Annotated in this window: 16 protein-coding genes; 7 read left to right on the forward strand and 9 right to left on the reverse strand. The window is 69.0% G+C overall.

Annotated features, from left to right (window positions below; translation table 11 throughout):
• Positions 1–75: 75 nt before the first annotated feature.
• The 3 genes from H7J06_RS22810 to H7J06_RS22820 are packed head-to-tail and all read right to left on the reverse strand — an operon-like array spanning position 76 to position 2589.
• The gene (locus H7J06_RS22810; protein ID WP_264041503.1) at positions 76–789 is read right to left on the reverse strand and encodes an alpha/beta fold hydrolase; all 714 of its coding nucleotides are present in this window, start codon (positions 787–789) and stop codon (positions 76–78) included.
• A 51-nt stretch (positions 790–840) separates the two neighbouring features.
• On the reverse strand, positions 841–1614 hold the full coding sequence (locus H7J06_RS22815; RefSeq protein ID WP_264041505.1) for an alpha/beta fold hydrolase: 774 nt from the start codon (positions 1612–1614) through the stop codon (positions 841–843).
• 27 nt (positions 1615–1641) lie between these two features.
• Entirely contained in the window at positions 1642–2589 is a 948-nt protein-coding gene (locus H7J06_RS22820; RefSeq protein ID WP_264041507.1) for a LysR family transcriptional regulator, read from the reverse strand.
• Positions 2590–2666: 77 nt separating this feature from the next.
• Between H7J06_RS22820 and H7J06_RS22825 the strand changes: the two genes are divergently transcribed.
• Both H7J06_RS22825 and H7J06_RS22830 read left to right on the forward strand, forming a co-directional pair.
• On the forward strand, positions 2667–4016 hold the full coding sequence (locus H7J06_RS22825; RefSeq protein WP_264041509.1) for an MFS transporter: 1350 nt from the start codon (positions 2667–2669) through the stop codon (positions 4014–4016).
• Positions 4016–4762: a 3-hydroxybutyrate dehydrogenase gene (locus tag H7J06_RS22830; protein WP_264041510.1), complete on the forward strand. Its 747-nt coding sequence runs from the start codon at positions 4016–4018 to the stop codon at positions 4760–4762. Before H7J06_RS22825 ends, H7J06_RS22830 begins: the two co-directional genes overlap by 1 nt.
• On the opposite strand, the gene H7J06_RS22835 is transcribed toward H7J06_RS22830, so the two are convergent.
• From H7J06_RS22835 to fadD3, 5 genes are read right to left on the reverse strand one after another with little or no spacing between them, the layout of a single operon-like run.
• On the reverse strand, positions 4729–5874 hold the full coding sequence (locus H7J06_RS22835; RefSeq protein WP_275079792.1) for a pyridoxal phosphate-dependent aminotransferase: 1146 nt from the start codon (positions 5872–5874) through the stop codon (positions 4729–4731). The genes H7J06_RS22830 and H7J06_RS22835 overlap by 34 nt on opposite strands.
• A 58-nt stretch (positions 5875–5932) precedes the next feature.
• The gene (ipdE2, locus tag H7J06_RS22840; protein WP_264041513.1) at positions 5933–6874 is read right to left on the reverse strand and encodes an acyl-CoA dehydrogenase IpdE2; all 942 of its coding nucleotides are present in this window, start codon (positions 6872–6874) and stop codon (positions 5933–5935) included.
• Positions 6871–7839 carry an acyl-CoA dehydrogenase family protein gene (locus H7J06_RS22845; protein ID WP_264041516.1) on the reverse strand — a complete coding sequence of 323 codons (969 nt, stop codon included), beginning with the start codon at positions 7837–7839 and terminating at the stop codon, positions 6871–6873. The genes ipdE2 and H7J06_RS22845 overlap by 4 nt, the downstream gene beginning before the upstream one ends.
• Before the next feature lie 9 nt (positions 7840–7848).
• A complete protein-coding gene (locus H7J06_RS22850; RefSeq protein WP_264041518.1) occupies positions 7849–8979 on the reverse strand; it encodes an acyl-CoA dehydrogenase family protein in 1131 nt (376 codons plus the stop codon).
• Complete coding sequence (fadD3, locus tag H7J06_RS22855) at positions 8979–10502, reverse strand: 3-((3aS,4S,7aS)-7a-methyl-1,5-dioxo-octahydro-1H-inden-4-yl)propanoate--CoA ligase FadD3 (RefSeq protein ID WP_264041520.1); 1524 nt, start codon at positions 10500–10502, stop codon at positions 8979–8981. Before fadD3 ends, H7J06_RS22850 begins: the two co-directional genes overlap by 1 nt.
• Before the next feature lie 48 nt (positions 10503–10550).
• On the opposite strand from fadD3, the gene ipdE1 reads away from it, so the two are divergent.
• From ipdE1 to H7J06_RS22880, 5 genes are all read left to right on the forward strand, one after another.
• Positions 10551–11699, forward strand: coding sequence for an acyl-CoA dehydrogenase IpdE1 (ipdE1, locus tag H7J06_RS22860; RefSeq protein WP_264041522.1), 1149 nt, complete (start codon positions 10551–10553; stop codon positions 11697–11699).
• Positions 11699–12487, forward strand: a complete 789-nt coding sequence (ipdF, locus tag H7J06_RS22865; RefSeq protein ID WP_264041524.1) for a (5R,7aS)-5-hydroxy-7a-methyl-1-oxo-2,3,5,6,7,7a-hexahydro-1H-indene-carboxyl-CoA reductase — start codon at positions 11699–11701, stop codon at positions 12485–12487. The genes ipdE1 and ipdF overlap by 1 nt, the downstream gene beginning before the upstream one ends.
• Positions 12488–12531: 44 nt before the next feature.
• Positions 12532–13125, forward strand: coding sequence for a TetR/AcrR family transcriptional regulator (locus H7J06_RS22870; RefSeq protein ID WP_264041526.1), 594 nt, complete (start codon positions 12532–12534; stop codon positions 13123–13125).
• Positions 13126–13128: 3 nt separating this feature from the next.
• Positions 13129–14277, forward strand: a complete 1149-nt coding sequence (gene fadA6 / locus H7J06_RS22875; protein ID WP_264041528.1) for a steroid 3-ketoacyl-CoA thiolase FadA6 — start codon at positions 13129–13131, stop codon at positions 14275–14277.
• Between the two features lie 142 nt (positions 14278–14419).
• The gene (locus tag H7J06_RS22880; protein ID WP_264041530.1) at positions 14420–15334 is read left to right on the forward strand and encodes a DUF559 domain-containing protein; all 915 of its coding nucleotides are present in this window, start codon (positions 14420–14422) and stop codon (positions 15332–15334) included.
• A gap of 3 nt (positions 15335–15337) precedes the next feature.
• Here the strand turns inward: H7J06_RS22880 and H7J06_RS22885 are convergent, their stop codons facing one another.
• On the reverse strand, positions 15338–16237 hold the full coding sequence (locus H7J06_RS22885; protein ID WP_264041532.1) for a hypothetical protein: 900 nt from the start codon (positions 16235–16237) through the stop codon (positions 15338–15340).
• Between the last annotated feature and the right edge of the window lie 37 nt (positions 16238–16274).

The following is a 16274-nucleotide window of genomic DNA, read 5'->3' on the forward strand; positions in this document are numbered from 1 at the left end:
CAACTCCTGTGGATGAAGCTCAGTCCAGGTGTCGGCCGACGAAGTCGACGATCGCGGCGGCGACCTCCCGATGGGTCACGTCGTTGAGGATGTCGTGCCCGCCACCGTCGATCTCGACGAGCGACAGTGGCTCGATCTGCTCGGCGTAGGCCCGCACCGCACCCACCGGCGCGATGGGATCGTTGCTGCCGTGCACCGCGAGCGTGGGCACCGCCAGGGTGGGCAGGGTCGCGCCGAAGGCGTCCCAGCCCCGGTCCAACTCACGCGCCAGGGGCCGCCGTCGGCGTCGACGAACGCCAGCGGATCGTTCTCGATGGCGTCGAGGTAGAACGGATCGGCCGACAGCTGACTCGGAGCGATCTCGAAGGTCGAGTCGACGTCGACCAGACCGGGGACCGGCACCAGCGGTGCGCCCGAGACCACCGCCGCCCGGTATGGCGCGGGGTTGGCGAGGAGCTTCCACAGCGTGGCCACCGCGCCGAACGAATGACCCTGGGCGACAAGCGGTGTGCCCGGGCGTTCGGCCTCGGCTAGCTCGGCGAGGCGGTCGGCCAACCCGATGCTGGCCTCCAGGGTGGTGAAGTCCCCGCGCTCACCCGGGGTCAGGCCGTGCCCGAACTGGTCGACCGCCCACAGGTCCACGCCCGCGGCGTTCAGCGCGAAGCCGTAGCGATGGTAGAGCCCGGTGTGCTCGCCGAACCCGTGCAGGAAGATCACGGCAGCCCGCGGGTTGAGGGCCGCCCAGTGCCGGTAGTACGCCCGGCCGTCGTCCGTTTCGAGAAATGGCATGCGTCGACCCCATCAGGTGGGCCGCGGTCCCGCAAGACATCCGCTCAACGGTTACCCGATGGACTCGAGGATGAGGCGTTCGGTCTCGCGCGGCCGATCCCAGTGCGGGAAGTGCCCACACCCGGAGAACCAGTGCAGGGAGGCATCCGGGAACAGCTGGGTCGCGCGCTCCGCCTGGCTGGGCGCCGTCACGCGGTCGTTGCGGCCCCACCCCATGACGACGTTCCCCCGCAGCGAACCGGCCGGGGCGCCTTGCTGTTTCGGCCCGTGCACCAGGTCGTGCAGGGCCTCGTCGAGGCTGGGGGAGCCGGCGAAGTTGCGCAGCTCCTGCAGCACCAGGTCGGCGGGCAGCCGCCAGGGCTTGGCCGAGAACTGCAGCAGTAGGGCGGTGCGCCCGAACGGGTTCGCGGTCAGGGCGGGCAGCAGCGGCTGGATGCGCCGCACCAACGCGATCGACGGGCCGACGGTGGCGCCGAACACCTTCACCTGGCGGTCGGTCCAGAAGCCGCCGGGGTCGAGTGCGACGACGTTGCCGCGATGGCCGCGGCGGGCGAGTTCGAGCGACATGCGGGCACCCATCGAACTGCCGACCACGTCGACGTCGCCGAGACGTTCTTCGGCGATGAACGTCTCCACCGCGTCGGTCAACGACGCGACGGTCACCTCACCCGGCAGGGCCTCGCTCTTGCCGAACCCGGGCAGGTCGACGGCGACCACGGTGCGCTCCCGGGCCAACGCGGGAACGATCGGATCCCAGTTGTGCAGGTTGGAGATTCCGTGGAGCAGGAGGAGTGGCTTGCCGGATCCGGTCCGTACTGAATGCATGCCGTGGGGATACCCACGGACGGCCGGTCACACGGCGCCGCCGAGGAGCGCCTCGCGCTGGTCGTCCATCTGGGCGCCAATGGCCTCGACCAGGGCGCGCACCTCCGGGCGGCGCAGGGTCTCGGCGCGGGCCACCAGCCAGTAGCTCAGCAGCAGCGCGACGTCGTCGCGGAGCACGCGCACCAGATCGTCGTGCCGGTCGGCCATGAAACAGGGCAACAACCCGAGCCCGGCCGACGCACGGGTCGCCTCGACGTGGACGAAGACGTTGGTCGAGGTGACCGATTCCCGCATGGCGGGGGCGAACGTGCGAGCCAGGTCGAGGTCGTCGACCTGCAGCATGGAGTCGATGAAGTACACCAGTGGATGGCCGGCGAGGTCGACGGTGGACGCGGGCGCACCGTGCTCGCCGAGGTACCGCCGCGACCCGTAGAGGCCCAGACGGTAGTCGCCGAGCCGGGTGACTTCGGCGCGGTGCACCTGGGGTTCGCCGACCACGACTTCGACGTCGAGACCCGCGCGCTGCTGGGTGACCCGTCGGGTGGCGGTGACGATTTCAACGGATACCTTCGGGTGCCGCTGCTGGACGCGGGCCGCCGCGGGCGCGGCGATGTAGGCGCTGAACCCGTCGGTGGCCGACATGCGGACGACGCCTTCGAGCGTCCGCGTCCCCGCGGGCCCGGCCAGCGAGCGCACGGCGGACTCGACCGCTTCGGCGGCCGTCAGTGCCTCCCGGCCGAGTTCGGTGAGCTCCCAGCCCGCCGAGTTGCGAGCGAGCAGCCGACCGCCGACCGACCGCTCCAGAGCCGCGATGCGGCGCGAGACGGTGGTGTGGTTGAGGCCGAGTTCTTCGGCGGCCGAGACGAAGCGGCCCGAGCGGCCGACGGCGAGCAGGACCAGCAGGTCATCGGCGCTCAGCCGTTTCGGATCGGTCACGTCTGCATTTTTGCAGAGCACTCCTGCGTCGTTGGGCATTGCCGGAGAAGTGGGGTGCAGGAATACTCAGATGGAATGTGTGGTGCGTCACATGCACCGGCGGAACGGAGAGTCAGATGAGCACGTCGACGCCGACCGGTTTGCGCCGCGTCGTCGCAGCCTCGATGGCAGGCACGGTGGTCGAGTGGTACGAGTTCTTCCTCTACGGCACGGCCGCCACCCTGGTGTTCAACAAGATCTTCTTCTCGGAGGCCACCAGCGACCTCAATGCGATCTTCCTGGCCTTCGCCACGTATGCCGTCGGCTTCATCGCGCGACCCGTGGGCGGCGTGGTGTTCGGCCACTACGGCGACAAGTTCGGCCGCAAGAAGCTCCTCCAGTTCAGCCTGATCCTCGTCGGCGCCGCGACGTTCCTGATGGGCTGCCTGCCGACGTTCGGGCAGATCGGCTACTGGGCACCGGGACTGTTGGTGGCCCTGCGGTTCATCCAGGGCTTCGCGGTCGGCGGCGAGTGGGGCGGGGCCATCCTCCTCGTGGCCGAACACAGCCCGGACCGCCAGCGGGGTTTCTGGGCCAGTTGGCCGCAGGCCGGCGTTCCCATGGGCAACCTGCTGGCCACGATCGTGCTCCTGGTGCTGACCGGCACGCTGTCCGACGCGGCGTTCCTGTCCTGGGGCTGGCGCGTGGCGTTCTGGCTGTCCGCCGTGGTCGTGCTGATCGGCTACTACATCCGCACCAAGGTCACCGACGCGCCGATCTTCGTCGAGGCGCAACGGGAAGCCGAGCGGATCAAGGCGTCGTCGTACAGCGTCGTCGAGGTGCTCAAGCGCTATCCCCGCGGCGTCTTCACCGCGATGGGTCTGCGCTTCGGCGAGAACATCATGTACTACCTGGTGGTCACGTTCTCCATCACCTATCTGAAGGTTCAGGTGGGCGCCGACACCAGTTCGATCCTCTGGTACTTGCTCGTCGCGCACGCGGTGCACTTCGTCGTCGTGCCGTTGGTCGGGCACCTGTCGGACCGGCTCGGCCGCAAGCCCGTCTACATGGTGGGTGCGGTCCTCGGCGCCTCCTGGGGGTTCTTCGCCTTTCCCATGATGAACAGCGGCAACTACGTCGTCGTGACCGCCGCGGTGACGATCGGCTTGGTCTTCCATGCCTTCATGTACTCCCCGCAGCCGGCCATCATGGCCGAGATGTTCCCCACCCGGATGCGGTATTCCGGTGTCTCCCTTGGTTATCAGGTGACGTCCATCGTGGCGGGCTCGCTGGCACCTCTGATCGCCGTCAAGCTGCTCGAGATCTACGACTCCTCGGTGCCGATCGCGATCTACCTGGCGGCGGCGTGCGCCGTCACGTTCGTCGCGGTGCTCTACACCAGGGAGACCAACGGCCTCGACCTCGAGACGCTCGACGTCGCCGACGCCGACGAGCTCGTCGCGGAGCGGCGCAGGGCCGCCGTCTGATGCCGGACCTCGACGGGCGTTCGGCGTTGGTGACGGGTGGGGCGAGCGGGATCGGGGCGGCGTGCGCGAGGGCGCTCGCCGAGCTGGGAGCCACCGTCACGATCGCCGACGTGGATGCCGACGCGGCGCAGTCGCTGGCCGCCGAAATAGGTGGAACCGCCTGGGCCGTCGACCTTCTCGACGTGTCGGCACTGGAGTCGCTGCACCTCGAGACCGACGTCTTGGTGAACAACGCCGGCATTCAGACCGTCGCGCCGATCCCCGAGTTCGACCCGGCGCGCTTCCGCGCCATGCAGGTGCTGATGGTCGAGGCGCCGTTCCTGCTGATCCGGGCCGCGCTGCCGCACATGTACGCCCAGGGCTTCGGCCGCATCGTCAACGTCTCGTCGGTGCACGGCCTGCGCGCCTCGGAATTCAAGGTCGCCTACGTCACCGCCAAGCACGCCCTCGAGGGGCTGTCGAAGGTGACCGCGCTGGAAGGCGGGTCCCGCGGCGTCACCAGCAACTGCGTCAACCCCGGCTACGTGCGGACGCCGTTGGTGGCCAAGCAGATCGCCGATCAGGCCCGCTCCCACGGCATCTCCGAAGACGAGGTGCTCGACGAGGTGTTGCTGACCGAGAGTGCGATCAAGCGCCTCGTCGAACCCGAGGAGGTCGGGTCGCTGGTGGGCTGGCTCGCGTCGTCCCACGCGGGCATGGTGACCGGGGCGTCCTACACGATGGACGGCGGCTGGTCGGCGCGCTGACCGGCCAGCCAGGTACCCATTCGAGCCAGCGCCTCGGAGACCTCGGCCGTGGCGCCCGCGAAGGACAGCCGGACATAGCCGCCGCCGTGGACGGTGTCGAAGTCCACGCCGGGGGCAATCGCCACCCCCGTGTCGGCGAGCAGGCGGGCGCAGAAGTCCAGGGAGTCCGTCGAGTAGTCGGAGATGTCGGCGTAGACGTAGAACGCGCCATCGGCGGGGGCCAGCCGGGGCAGCCCGATCTCGGGTAGTCCGCGCAGCAGGATCTCCCGGTTGACCGCATAGTCGTCGACGAGCGCGTCGGCCTCGGCGATCGACTCGGGCGTGAACGCGGCGACCCCTGCGAGCTGGGGCAGCGTCGGCGGACAGATCGAGAAGTTGCCGGTCAGACGGTCCACCGCGCGATGGAGGGCGGGCGGTACCAGCAGCCAGCCGAGGCGCCAGCCCGTCATCGCGAAGTACTTCGAGAAGCTGTTCACCACGATGGCCTCGCGCGAGGTCTCCCAGGCGCAGCTCGTCGCGGGCGCGCCCGGGTAGACGAGGCCGTGGTAGAGCTCGTCGCTGACCAGTTGGACCCCCGACGTCTCACACCACGTCGCGATGGCCGCCAGATCCTCCGGTGGAATGACGGTGCCGGTCGGGTTGGCCGGGCTCGCGAGGACGAGCCCCGTGACGGGCGGGCTGACGGCCGCCAACGTCTCGACCGTCGGCTGGAACCTGGTCTCCGGCCCGCACGGAATCTCGACGACCTCACATCCCAAGGCGGACAGGATGTTTCGGTAACAGGGATACCCCGGACTGGCGACGGCGACGCGATCGCCGACGTCGAAGGAGGCCAGGAAGGCCAGCAGGAAGCCGTTGGTGGACCCGGTGGTGACGACGACGTCGCGAGGGTCGACGATGATGCCGTAGCGCCGCGGGTAGGACTCCGCGATGGCCTCGCGGAGCTCCGGAATGCCAAGGGCGACGGTGTATCCCAGATTGTGGTTGGCCAGCGCGTCGGCCGCCGCCGCGCGGACCGGGGCGGGCGCCTGTGCACTCGGCTGTCCCGCGGACAGGTTGACCAGGTCGCCGTGGGACCGTTGGCGTTCCGCGGCGGCCAGCCAGACGTCCATGACGTAGAACGGCGGGATGCCCGCCCGCTGCGCGACTCGGTGGCTCACCCCAGCCAGGCTAGAGCACCTCGGATTCGAGCCGGCGCAGGAAGTCCCTCGGGGGTCCGAGCAACTGCGCGCTGCCGTGGGCCCGCTTGAAGTACAGCTGGACGTCGTACTCCCAGGTGATGCCGACTCCGCCGTGCATCTGGATGGCCTCGCCCGCGACGGTGGTGAACGCCTCGCTCGCGGCGACCCGCGCCAGCGCCGCGGCCGTCGGCGACGGGTCCGCCACGGCGTCGTCGACCAGGGCACGCGCGGTCTGGACCAGGACGTAGAGGTCGGCCATCCGGTGCTTGAGCGCCTGGAAGCTGCCGATGGGTCGGCCGAACTGGACCCGCTCCTTGGTGTAGGCGACGGTCAGGTCGAGGCACCGTGCGGCGGCGCCGATCTGTTCGGCTGCCATCAGGATTGCCGCGACGTCGGCGAGGCCGGGATCGGAGCCGATCGTCACCGTGTCGCCTGCGTCGACGCGGGCGAGCCTGCGGGTGGGGTCCATCGTGACGGCGGGGTGTGCGGTGAAGCTCGTCCACCTCTCCAGCCGGCCGTCTACGCACGCCAGCACCACGTCGGCGACGTCGCCGTTGAGGACGTAACCACGATCGAAGACCACCGTGCCGATCGAGGTGCCCGCCGCCAACGCCTCGAGCGCGTCGACGTCGGGTTCGTCGGCCGCCAGCAGGGCCAGCTCCGCCAGGGTGGTGCCCAGCAGGGGTGTCGGAACCAGCGCGCTTGCAAGCGCTTCGACGACGACCGCGGCGTCGGCGAGCTCACCACCCGCCCCACCCAGCTCCTCGGGGACCACCAGCGCCGCTGCACCAACCTGTTCGCACAGCAGCGTCCACAGTGCGTCGTCGTAGCCGCGCTCGGAGTCCATTGCGCGACGCACCGCTTCGGACGTGGCGTGCTTCGCGACGATGGCTGCGACGGTGTCGCGCAACATCTCTCGTTCTTCGCTCATGACGCGCTTCCGGCCAGCGCCTCCAGGACGCGACGTCGGTGCCAGGTCGGGTCGCCCCAGGCCGAGTGCAGCGCCTGAACCCGCAGGATCAACAGGGAGAGGTCGTGCTCTTGGGTGTATCCGATGGCGCCGTGGGTTTGTAGCGCCGTACGGGCCGCCAGCAGCGCCGCGTCCGAGGCCGCCGCCTTGGCGGCGCTGACGTCGCGTGCGGTGTCCGGCGAGTCGTCGGCGAGCGACAGCGCAGCACCGTAGACCAGCGGACGGGCCAGCTCGACGGCGATGTGCACGTCGGCGAGGGCGTGTTTGATCGCCTGGTAGGAGCCGATCACCCGGCCGAATTGGCTGCGCTGCTTGGCATATTCGACCGAGCCGTCCAGCATCGCCTGGCCGGCGCCGATCAGCTGGGCGGCGGTGGTCAGCGCGCCGAACTCGAAGGCCCTCGCGGTGTCTGCGGTGCGCGCCTCGCCGGTGGAGGTGACGTCGGCGAGGTGACGCGACGGGTCCACCGAGTCGTGCCGCGATCCCGCCTCGGCGTCCCACACCTGGCCGTCGACGGCCAGCAATACCAGTCCCGCGACGTCGGCGTCGACGGCGCGGGGTACGAGCGGCGGCATGGCGACGGTCGCAATCAGTTCGCCGGCGGCCAGCGCCGAGAGCCGCTCGTCACCGGCCAACAGGATCGGTGCGACGGCCGTCGACTCGGCGACCGGACCGGGTACGCCCCAGCGGCCCAGGCGTTCCGCGGCCACCACGAGGTCAACCGGGTGGGCCCCGATGCCGTCGAACTCCTCGGGCACCATCAGCGCGGTGACGCCGAGATCGGCCAGCGTCGACCACACCTTGCGACCCGGTCCGGTGTCGCCCGCCGACCAGGCGCGGATGGCGCTCGGCACGTCGGCAGCAGCCAGTGCGCCGTCGATGCTGGCGGCGAAGTCACGCTGCGAAGCGTCCAACTCAAAGTGCACGGCGAAGCCTCATTTCGGCTCCCGAGGCAGGCCCAGTAGCCGCTCGGCGATGATGTTGCGTTGAATTTCGTTGGTGCCCGCGTAGATTGGGCCACCCAATGCGAACAGCAGGCCCTCGGTCCAGCCGTCCACCAGCTCGGCGTCGGCGCCTCGCAGGTCGAGGGCGCTCTGGTGCAGGGCGACGTCGAGGTCGGACCAGAACACCTTGGTCACCGAGGACTCTGCGCCAAGTTCACCGCCGGCGGCCAACCGGGTGACGGTGCCGAACGTGTGCAGGCGGTATGCCTGCGCCTTGATCCAGGCGTCGGCGACACGGTCGGCGAAGGCGGGGTCGCGCTCGGATCGCCAGGCCTGCACCAGGCGTTCGGCCGGTGCGAGGAAGCGCGCGGGACTGCGCAGGGACATACCGCGCTCGTTGCTCGACGTGCTCATCGCCGCGGTCCAGCCCGCACCCACGGTGCCGATGACGTCGTCGTCGGGGACGAACACGTCGTCGAGGAAGATCTCACCGAAGCCGGTGGCCCCGCCCAGTTGCGCGATGGGCCGGACGGTGACGCCCTCGGCGCGCAGGTCGAACATGACGTAGGTCAGGCCCTTGTGGCGCTGGGCCGACGGGTCCGAGCGGAACAGTCCGAAGGCCTTGTCGCCGAACGGCGCTCGCGAGCTCCAGATCTTCTGGCCGTTGAGCTTCCAGCCACCGTCGGTCTGCGTCGCAGTCGACCGCAGCGAGGCGAGGTCGCTACCCGACTCCGGCTCCGACCAGGCCTGGGCCCAGATCTCCTCGCCGCTGGCCATCTTGGGCAGGATGCGGTTGCGCTGTTCGGAGGTGCCGTGCGCGAACAGCGTTGGCCCCAGCATCGAGGTACCGTTTGCGCTGGCCCGGCCCGGTGCGCCCGCGCGGAAGTACTCCTCCTCGTAGACGATCCACTGCAGCAGCGTCGCGTCCCGGCCGCCGTACTCCTTCGGCCACACGATCACCGACAGACCCGCGTCGAACAGCACCTTGTCCCAGTGACGATGCTGCTCGAAGCCCTCGGCGAGGTCGTAGGACACGACGGGGAAGTGCTCGGTGTTGGCGGCGAGGAAGTCGCGAACCTCGGCGCGGAATTCCTCGGTCTCGTCGTCGAACGTCAGATCCATCAACGAATCTCTCGCAGCAGGGGTTTGACCACTTTTCCTCCAGGGTTGCGTGGCAGGACGTCGACGAACACCACCGAGCGCGGGGTCTTGAAGTTCGCCAGACGTTGGCGGGCGTGCGCGATCACGGTCTCCTCGTCGAGGTGGTGGTCGGCCTTGACGACGACGAATGCCTTGCCGACCTCGCCGAGGCGCTCGTCGGGCACCCCGATCACGGCGCTGTCGGCGACTCCGTCCAGCCGGGCGAGGACCTGTTCGATCTCGGCGGGGTAGACGTTGAAGCCGCCGCAGATGTACATGTCCTTCAGGCGGTCGGTGATGCTGAGATTGCCTGCCGCGTCCAGTATTCCGACGTCCCCGGTGTGCAGCCAGCCGTCGGCGTCGACGGCGGCGGCGGTGGCCTCGGGGTCGTCGAGGTAGCCGAGCATGACGTTGGGTCCACGCAGCAGCACTTCGCCTGACCCGTCGGCTATCCGCAGCTCGAAGCCCGCGATCGGTCGGCCACACGTCGTCGCGACGGTCACGGCGTCGTCCTCGGCGCGGCACATCGTGCCGAAACCGGTTGCCTCCGTGAGGCCGTACGCCGTCAGCACGATGTCGATGTCCAGTTCGTCCTGCATGCGCTCGATCAGCACGACGGGGACGACGGCGGCACCGGTGACGGCGAATCGCAGCGACGTCAGGTCGTAGTCGCCACGTCGGGGATGGTCGAGCAGCGTCTGGTAGATGGTGGGCGGACCGGGAAGCACGGTGATCCGTTGGTCCTGCACCGCCCGCATCGCCTTCTCGGGGTCGAACGTCAGCTGTGGGATCAACGCCGCCCCGGTTTGCAGGCACGCGAGGATGCCGGCCTTGAAGCCGAAGTTGTGAAAGAACGGATTGATGCAGAGGTAGCGGTCCGCGCTGGTGAGCTGGCCGCAGGCGGCCCAAGCGGCGGGCGCGTCGAGGGACTGGCGGTGCGCGCTGAGGACGCCCTTGCTGCGTCCGGTGGTGCCGGAGGTGAAGAGGATGTCGGAGACGTCGTCTGGTCGGACGGCTGCGGCGCGGGCGTCCGCGGCGTCGAGATCGGTTCCCCGCGAAAAGAATTCGTCCCACGTGCCGTCGTCTTCGTCGACTGGCACCCGCACGACGTGCCGCAGCGCGGGCAGTGCCGTCCGGTCGAGTTCGGAGGTCCGGTCGTTGCCGAGGAACCGGCCCATGCCGATCAGCAGTGGCGCGGCGGTACGGGCCAGGATGTCGGTGGCCTCGCTGGCGGTGTAGCGCGTGTTGAGGGGGACGACGACGGCGCCGGCGTACTGCGTCGCCAGGCACGCGACCACCCAGTGCCACGTGTTGGGGGACCAGATTGCCACCCGGTCCCCGGCGTCGACGCCGAGGTCGACGATGGCGGCCGCGACGCGCTTGACCTCTGCCCCGAGCTCGGCGTAGGTGAACGTCCGATCGTCGGTGACCAAGGCGTCGTGGTCGGCGAACTCGACGCTGACGTGGTCCAGCACCCCCGGGATGGTCCTCGGGTCGCTCGTCATTGACGCTCCCTCTAACAAAGCAAGTGCTTGGTAGGTTAGCCTACAGGGGTGATAGAGGTCCAGGAGTTCCGGGCCGAGGTCCGCCAGTGGCTCGCCGACAATCTCGTCGGCGAATTCGCCGCGCTGAAGGGCCTCGGCGGGCCGGGTCGAGAACACGAGGCGTTCGACGAGCGGCGCGCGTGGAACCAGCACCTGGCCGCGGCCGGGCTGACGTGCCTCGGGTGGCCCGAAGAGCACGGCGGGCGAGGGTTGACCGTCGCGCACCGCGTCGCGTTCTACGAGGAGTACGCGCTGGCCAACGCCCCCGACAAGGTCAACCACCTCGGCGAGGAGTTGGTGGGGCCGACGCTCATCGCGTACGGCACTCCCGAACAGCAGAAGCGCTTCCTGCCCAAGATCCTCGACGTCACCGAGCTGTGGAGTCAGGGCTACTCGGAGCCGGGCGCGGGCAGCGATCTGGCCAACGTGGCGACCACCGCCGAACTCGACGGCGATCAGTGGGTGGTCAACGGGCAGAAGGTGTGGACGTCGCTGGCCCACTGGGCGCAGTGGTGCTTCGTCATCGCCCGCAGCGAGAAGGGCTCCAAGCGGCACGCGGGACTGTCCTACCTGCTCATCCCGCTCGACCAACCCGGCGTCGAGATTCGCCCCATCATTCAGCTCACCGGCGACTCGGAGTTCAACGAGGTCTTCTTCGACGACGTCCGCACCGACGCCTCCCTGGTGGTCGGCGAGCCTGGGGACGGGTGGCGCGTCGCGATGGGCACGCTCACCTTCGAACGCGGTGTGTCGACACTCGGCCAGCAGATCCGTTACGCCCGTGAGCTGTCCGGCATCGTCGAACTGGCCAAGAAGAGCGGCGCGGTCGACGACCCGGTCATCCGGGAGAAGCTGACACGCTCCTGGGTGGGTCTGAAGGCCATGCGCTCCTACGCGATGGCGACGATGGACGTCGAGCGTCCCGGGCAGGATTCCGTGTCGAAGTTGTTGTGGGCCAACTGGCATCGCGAGCTCGGCGAGATCGCCATGGACGTCCAGGGCACGGCCGGACTGGTGCTCGACGACGGCGAATTCGACGAGTGGCAGCGACTGTTCCTCTTCTCGCGGTCGGACACCATCTACGGCGGGTCCAACGAAATCCAGCGCAACATCATCGCCGAGCGAGTCCTCGGCCTACCCCGAGAGGCAAGGGGATAGTGGATCTTTCCATTGCGCCCAAGGAGATCGACGGCCACGGCCTGTTGACTGGCAAGGTGGTCCTCGTGACCGCCGCGGCCGGCACGGGGATCGGGTCCGCGGCGGCCAGGCGGGCACTCGCCGAGGGCGCCGACGTCGTCGTGTCGGACTTTCACGAACGTCGCCTCGGTGAGACCCGGGACCAATTGGCCGAACTCGGCTTGGGTCGGGTCGACGCGGTGGTCTGTGACGTGACGTCGACTCCGGCGGTCGACGCCCTGATCACCGACACGGTGGCCAAGATGGGCCGGCTCGACGTGCTGGTCAACAACGCGGGCCTCGGCGGCCAGACCCCCGTCGTCGACATGACCGACGACGAGTGGGACCGCGTGCTCAACGTGACGCTGACCTCCGTCATGCGTGCGACCCGCGCGGCGCTGCGCTACTTTCGCGACGTCGAGCACGGCGGTGTCATCGTCAACAACGCGAGCGTGCTCGGCTGGCGCGCGCAGCACTCGCAGTCGCACTATGCCGCGGCGAAGGCCGGCGTGATGGCGCTGACCCGTTGCAGCGCAATCGAAGCCGCTGAGTACGGCGTCCGCGTCAACGCCGTGTCACCCAGCATCGCCAGACACAAGTTCCTCGAGAAGACCAGCAGTTCGGAGCTTCTCGACCAGCTGTCGTCCGACGAGGCCTTCGGCCGGGCGGCCGAGCCGTGGGAAGTGGCGGCTACCATGGCGTTCCTGGCCAGCGACTACTCCAGCTATCTGACCGGCGAAGTGGTCTCGGTGTCGAGTCAGCGCGCATGAAGCGCCCGCTAGCCAAGCAAGCGCTTGGTTGATACTCTGAACGGGTGGACAGGGCGATTCCGACGCGCCGCGACGAGCTTCTGGAGCTCGCCGCGGCCATGTTCGCCGACCGTGGACTGCGGGCCACCACCGTGCGCGACATCGCGGATTCCGCCGGAATCCTCTCCGGCAGCCTCTACCACCACTTCAAGTCCAAGGAGCAGATGGTCGAGGAGGTCCTCCGGGATTTCCTCGACTGGCTCTTCGGCCGCTACCAGGAGATCGTCGAGAGCGAGACCGATCCGCTGAAGCGCGTCGAGGGGCTCTTCATGGCGTCGTTCGAGGCCATCGAGCACCGGCACGCCCAGGTCGTCATCTATCAGGACGAGGCCAAGCGGCTGTCGGCTCTCCCGCAGTTCGGCTTCGTCGACGAGCGCAACCGCGAACAGCGAACCATGTGGGTGAACGTGCTCAAGCAGGGCGTCGCCGAGGGCTGCTTCAGTGCCGACCTCGACGTCGACCTGGTGTACCGGTTCATCCGCGACACGACCTGGGTGTCCGTCCGGTGGTACCAACCGGGCGGACCCCTCACCGCCGAGCAGGTGGGCAGGCAATACCTCGCCATCGTGCTCGGCGGCATCACCAACGAAGGAGATTGACCAATGGGTGAGGCATACATCGTCGACGCCGTGCGAACCGCGGTCGGCAAGCGCAACGGAGGTCTCTCCGGTGTCCACCCGGTCGATCTCGGCGCCGCCGCATGGCGTGGCCTCTTCGACCGCAACGACGTCGACCCGGGAGCCGTCACCGACGTCATCGCCGGATGCGTCGACGCGATCGGCGGGCAGGCCGGCAACATCGCCCGGTTGTCGTGGTTGGCCGCGGGCTTCCCCGAGGAAGTGCCCGGCGTCACCGTCGACCGGCAGTGCGGCTCCAGCCAGCAAGCGATTTCCTTTGGCGCGCAGGCCATCATGTCCGGTACCGCCGATCTGATCGTCGCGGGCGGCATGCAGAACATGAGCCAGATCCCAATCTCGTCGGCGATGATCGTCGGCGAGCAGTTCGGCTTCACCTCCCCGACCAACGAGTCGAAGAGTTGGCTGCACCGCTACGGTGACCAGGAGATCTCGCAGTTCCGCGGCTCGGAGATGATCGCCGAGAAGTGGAATCTGTCGCGTGAGGCCATGGAGCAGTTTGCGCTGACCAGCCACCAGCGCGCGCAGGAGGCCATCCGCGCGGGCTACTTCGAGAACGAGATCATCCCGGTGGACGGATTCGTCACCGACGAGGGACCGCGCGAGACGTCGCTGGAGAAGATGGCCGGGCTCAAGACGCTCGTCGACGGCGGCCGGTTGACCGCGGCGATGGCCAGCCAGATCTCCGACGGTGCCAGCGCGGTGCTGATCGCCTCCGAGCAAGCCGTCAAGGACCACGGGTTGACCCCGCGCGCCCGGATCCACCACGTCAGCGCCCGCGGCGCCGACCCGGTGTACATGCTGACCGGCCCGATCCCGGCGACGCACTATGCGCTGGAGAAGACCGGGCTGACGATCGAGGACGTCGACACCGTCGAGATCAACGAGGCCTTCGCGCCCGTCGTGATGGCGTGGCTGCAGGAGACCGGCGCCGACCCCGCAAAGGTCAACCCGAGCGGCGGTGCGATCGCGCTCGGCCATCCGCTGGGGGCGACGGGGGCAAAGCTGTTCGCGACGATGCTGAACACGTTGGAGCGCACCGGAGGTCGCTACGGTCTGCAGACGATGTGCGAGGGCGGCGGCACCGCCAACGTGACGATCATCGAGCGGCTCTAGGCCCTGCCCTCTTCCCCGACTGTGAACCTCACGGCGCTCTGAGCTCGTTTTTGCCGTCAGATTCCCACTCGCGGTGCCAGCGCCTGTGGACAACCAGCCGCGGGCCGTCGTCGCCGTCGGTGTCCGGCCCGATGATGCGGGCATGCCCGCAGCACCCTGGCCATTCATCGGCGCCGAAGCCAGGTCGAGCGCCGTCGTCGCCGACCGTGCGATGCGCCGGGACTACGAGCAGCTCTATCCCGGCGTGTTCGTGCCCCGCGGTGCCGAGCCGTCGGCGCGACAGCGGGCGGAGGCGGCGTGGCTGTGGTCCAAGCGCCGCGGAGTCGTGGCGGGTCAGTCGGCCGCCGCACTGCTCGGCGTCAGGTGGGTGGACGGCCGCGCACCGGCTGAGTTGATATACGACAACCGAAAGGCACCTTCGCAATTGGTCGTGCGAACCGAACGGCTGGCTGCCGGAGAGACGTTCGCGCTCGGATCGATGCGGGTCACCACCGCTGCCCGAACGGCATTCGACGTCGGCCGACACACCGCCTCGCGGGTGAGCGCGGTCCAGCGACTCGACGCACTCGCCAATGTCAGCGGCCTGACGGTGACCGAGGTCGACGCCGTCGCCGCCGCCCATCCAGGTGTCCGTGGCCTGCGGCGGCTGCGCAGCGTCCTTGCATTGGTGGACGGCGGCGCCGAGTCGCCGCAGGAGACGGTCGCGCGATTGGCGCTCGTCGACGCCGGACTTCCAGCGCCGCGAACGCAGCTGCGGGTCTTCGGTGACGCCGGTGAGTTCATCGCGCGCCTCGACATGGCCTACGGCGAGGCGAAGGTCGCGATCGAATACGACGGCGCGCAGCACTGGACGGACCCGGCCGTCCGCCAACGCGACATCGACCGGCACTTCGCGCTGGCGGAGCAGGGGTGGCTCGTCATCCGGGTCAGCCGGGACCTGCTCCGCTACCGTCGGCCCACCTATGTCGCCCGCGTCGAGGGCGCGCTGCGCGAGCGTGGCTTCGACCTCTCCGCGACTGTGAATCCCGTGACCGGTCAGCAGCGGTTGGCGTCGTGAGATTCACACTCGTGCAGCGGCGTCGTCCTCGGTCTGCGACTCGACGACCGTCTGTGACGGCGCGTTGCGCTCCCACAGCACCGCCCCGACGCATGCCGTCACCACCCACCCCGTGCCGACCGCGCCGCACCACGTAAGCAGTGCCATCGCAACACCGATCGGGCCGAGTTCCTCCCAGCCTGCGAGCACCGGCGGGAAGAGCCAACGCGAGCCGAGGGGTAGCACGACGCCGTCGATGACCACCCCCGCGAGGCCGGCGAGCATCAGGTATTGGCGTCCCCGCCCGCCGTCCCTGACCAGCAGGGCCGGAGTCACCGACCAAAAGACCCACACCGGGATCAGTGACAACAGGAAGCGCACGACCCGCATCCCCGCGTGGTGGTCGCCGCCGAACGCGATGCGGTCGCGGAAGCCGATCATCACGAGGTACAGGGCGAACCACAGCACGCCGCGCCACAGCCTGCCCGTCAACGGGAACTGTTCGCGACGCCAGGCCTTGGCGAACAAGCCGGCGATCATGATGCCCATCGGGATGCCCCAGACGAGGAAGCCCGCGACACCGAGGAAGGTCCAGCTGGAGCGCAATGCCGCCGAGTCCCCGAATGCCGAACGCACGTGGTCGGACGCGGGGTGCACCAACCCCAGTTCGCGGATGATCAGCGTGCCGGGGCTGGCGTTGTCCGCGAATCCCCGCATGTAGCTGAAGCCCATGATCATCAGCGGGATGACGGTGGTGAACAGCTGCACCGACACCATCGCGCCCAGCGTGCCGCCCTCGATCTCGGTGTAGCGCGCGACGATCGCGGTGACGGGCCGTAACCGACGGGCCTCCGCCAGTCGCCGGTACTGCTCCGCAAGCCGCTGACGGCGCAGCCCGGTGTCCGATGGGGAGTCTTCACTCATGACGGTCGTGACGCTACCCGCGGTACCTGAGCGCGCC

This window comes from Mycolicibacterium hodleri, from assembly GCF_025822245.1.
Lineage (GTDB): Bacteria > Actinomycetota > Actinomycetes > Mycobacteriales > Mycobacteriaceae > Mycobacterium > Mycobacterium hodleri.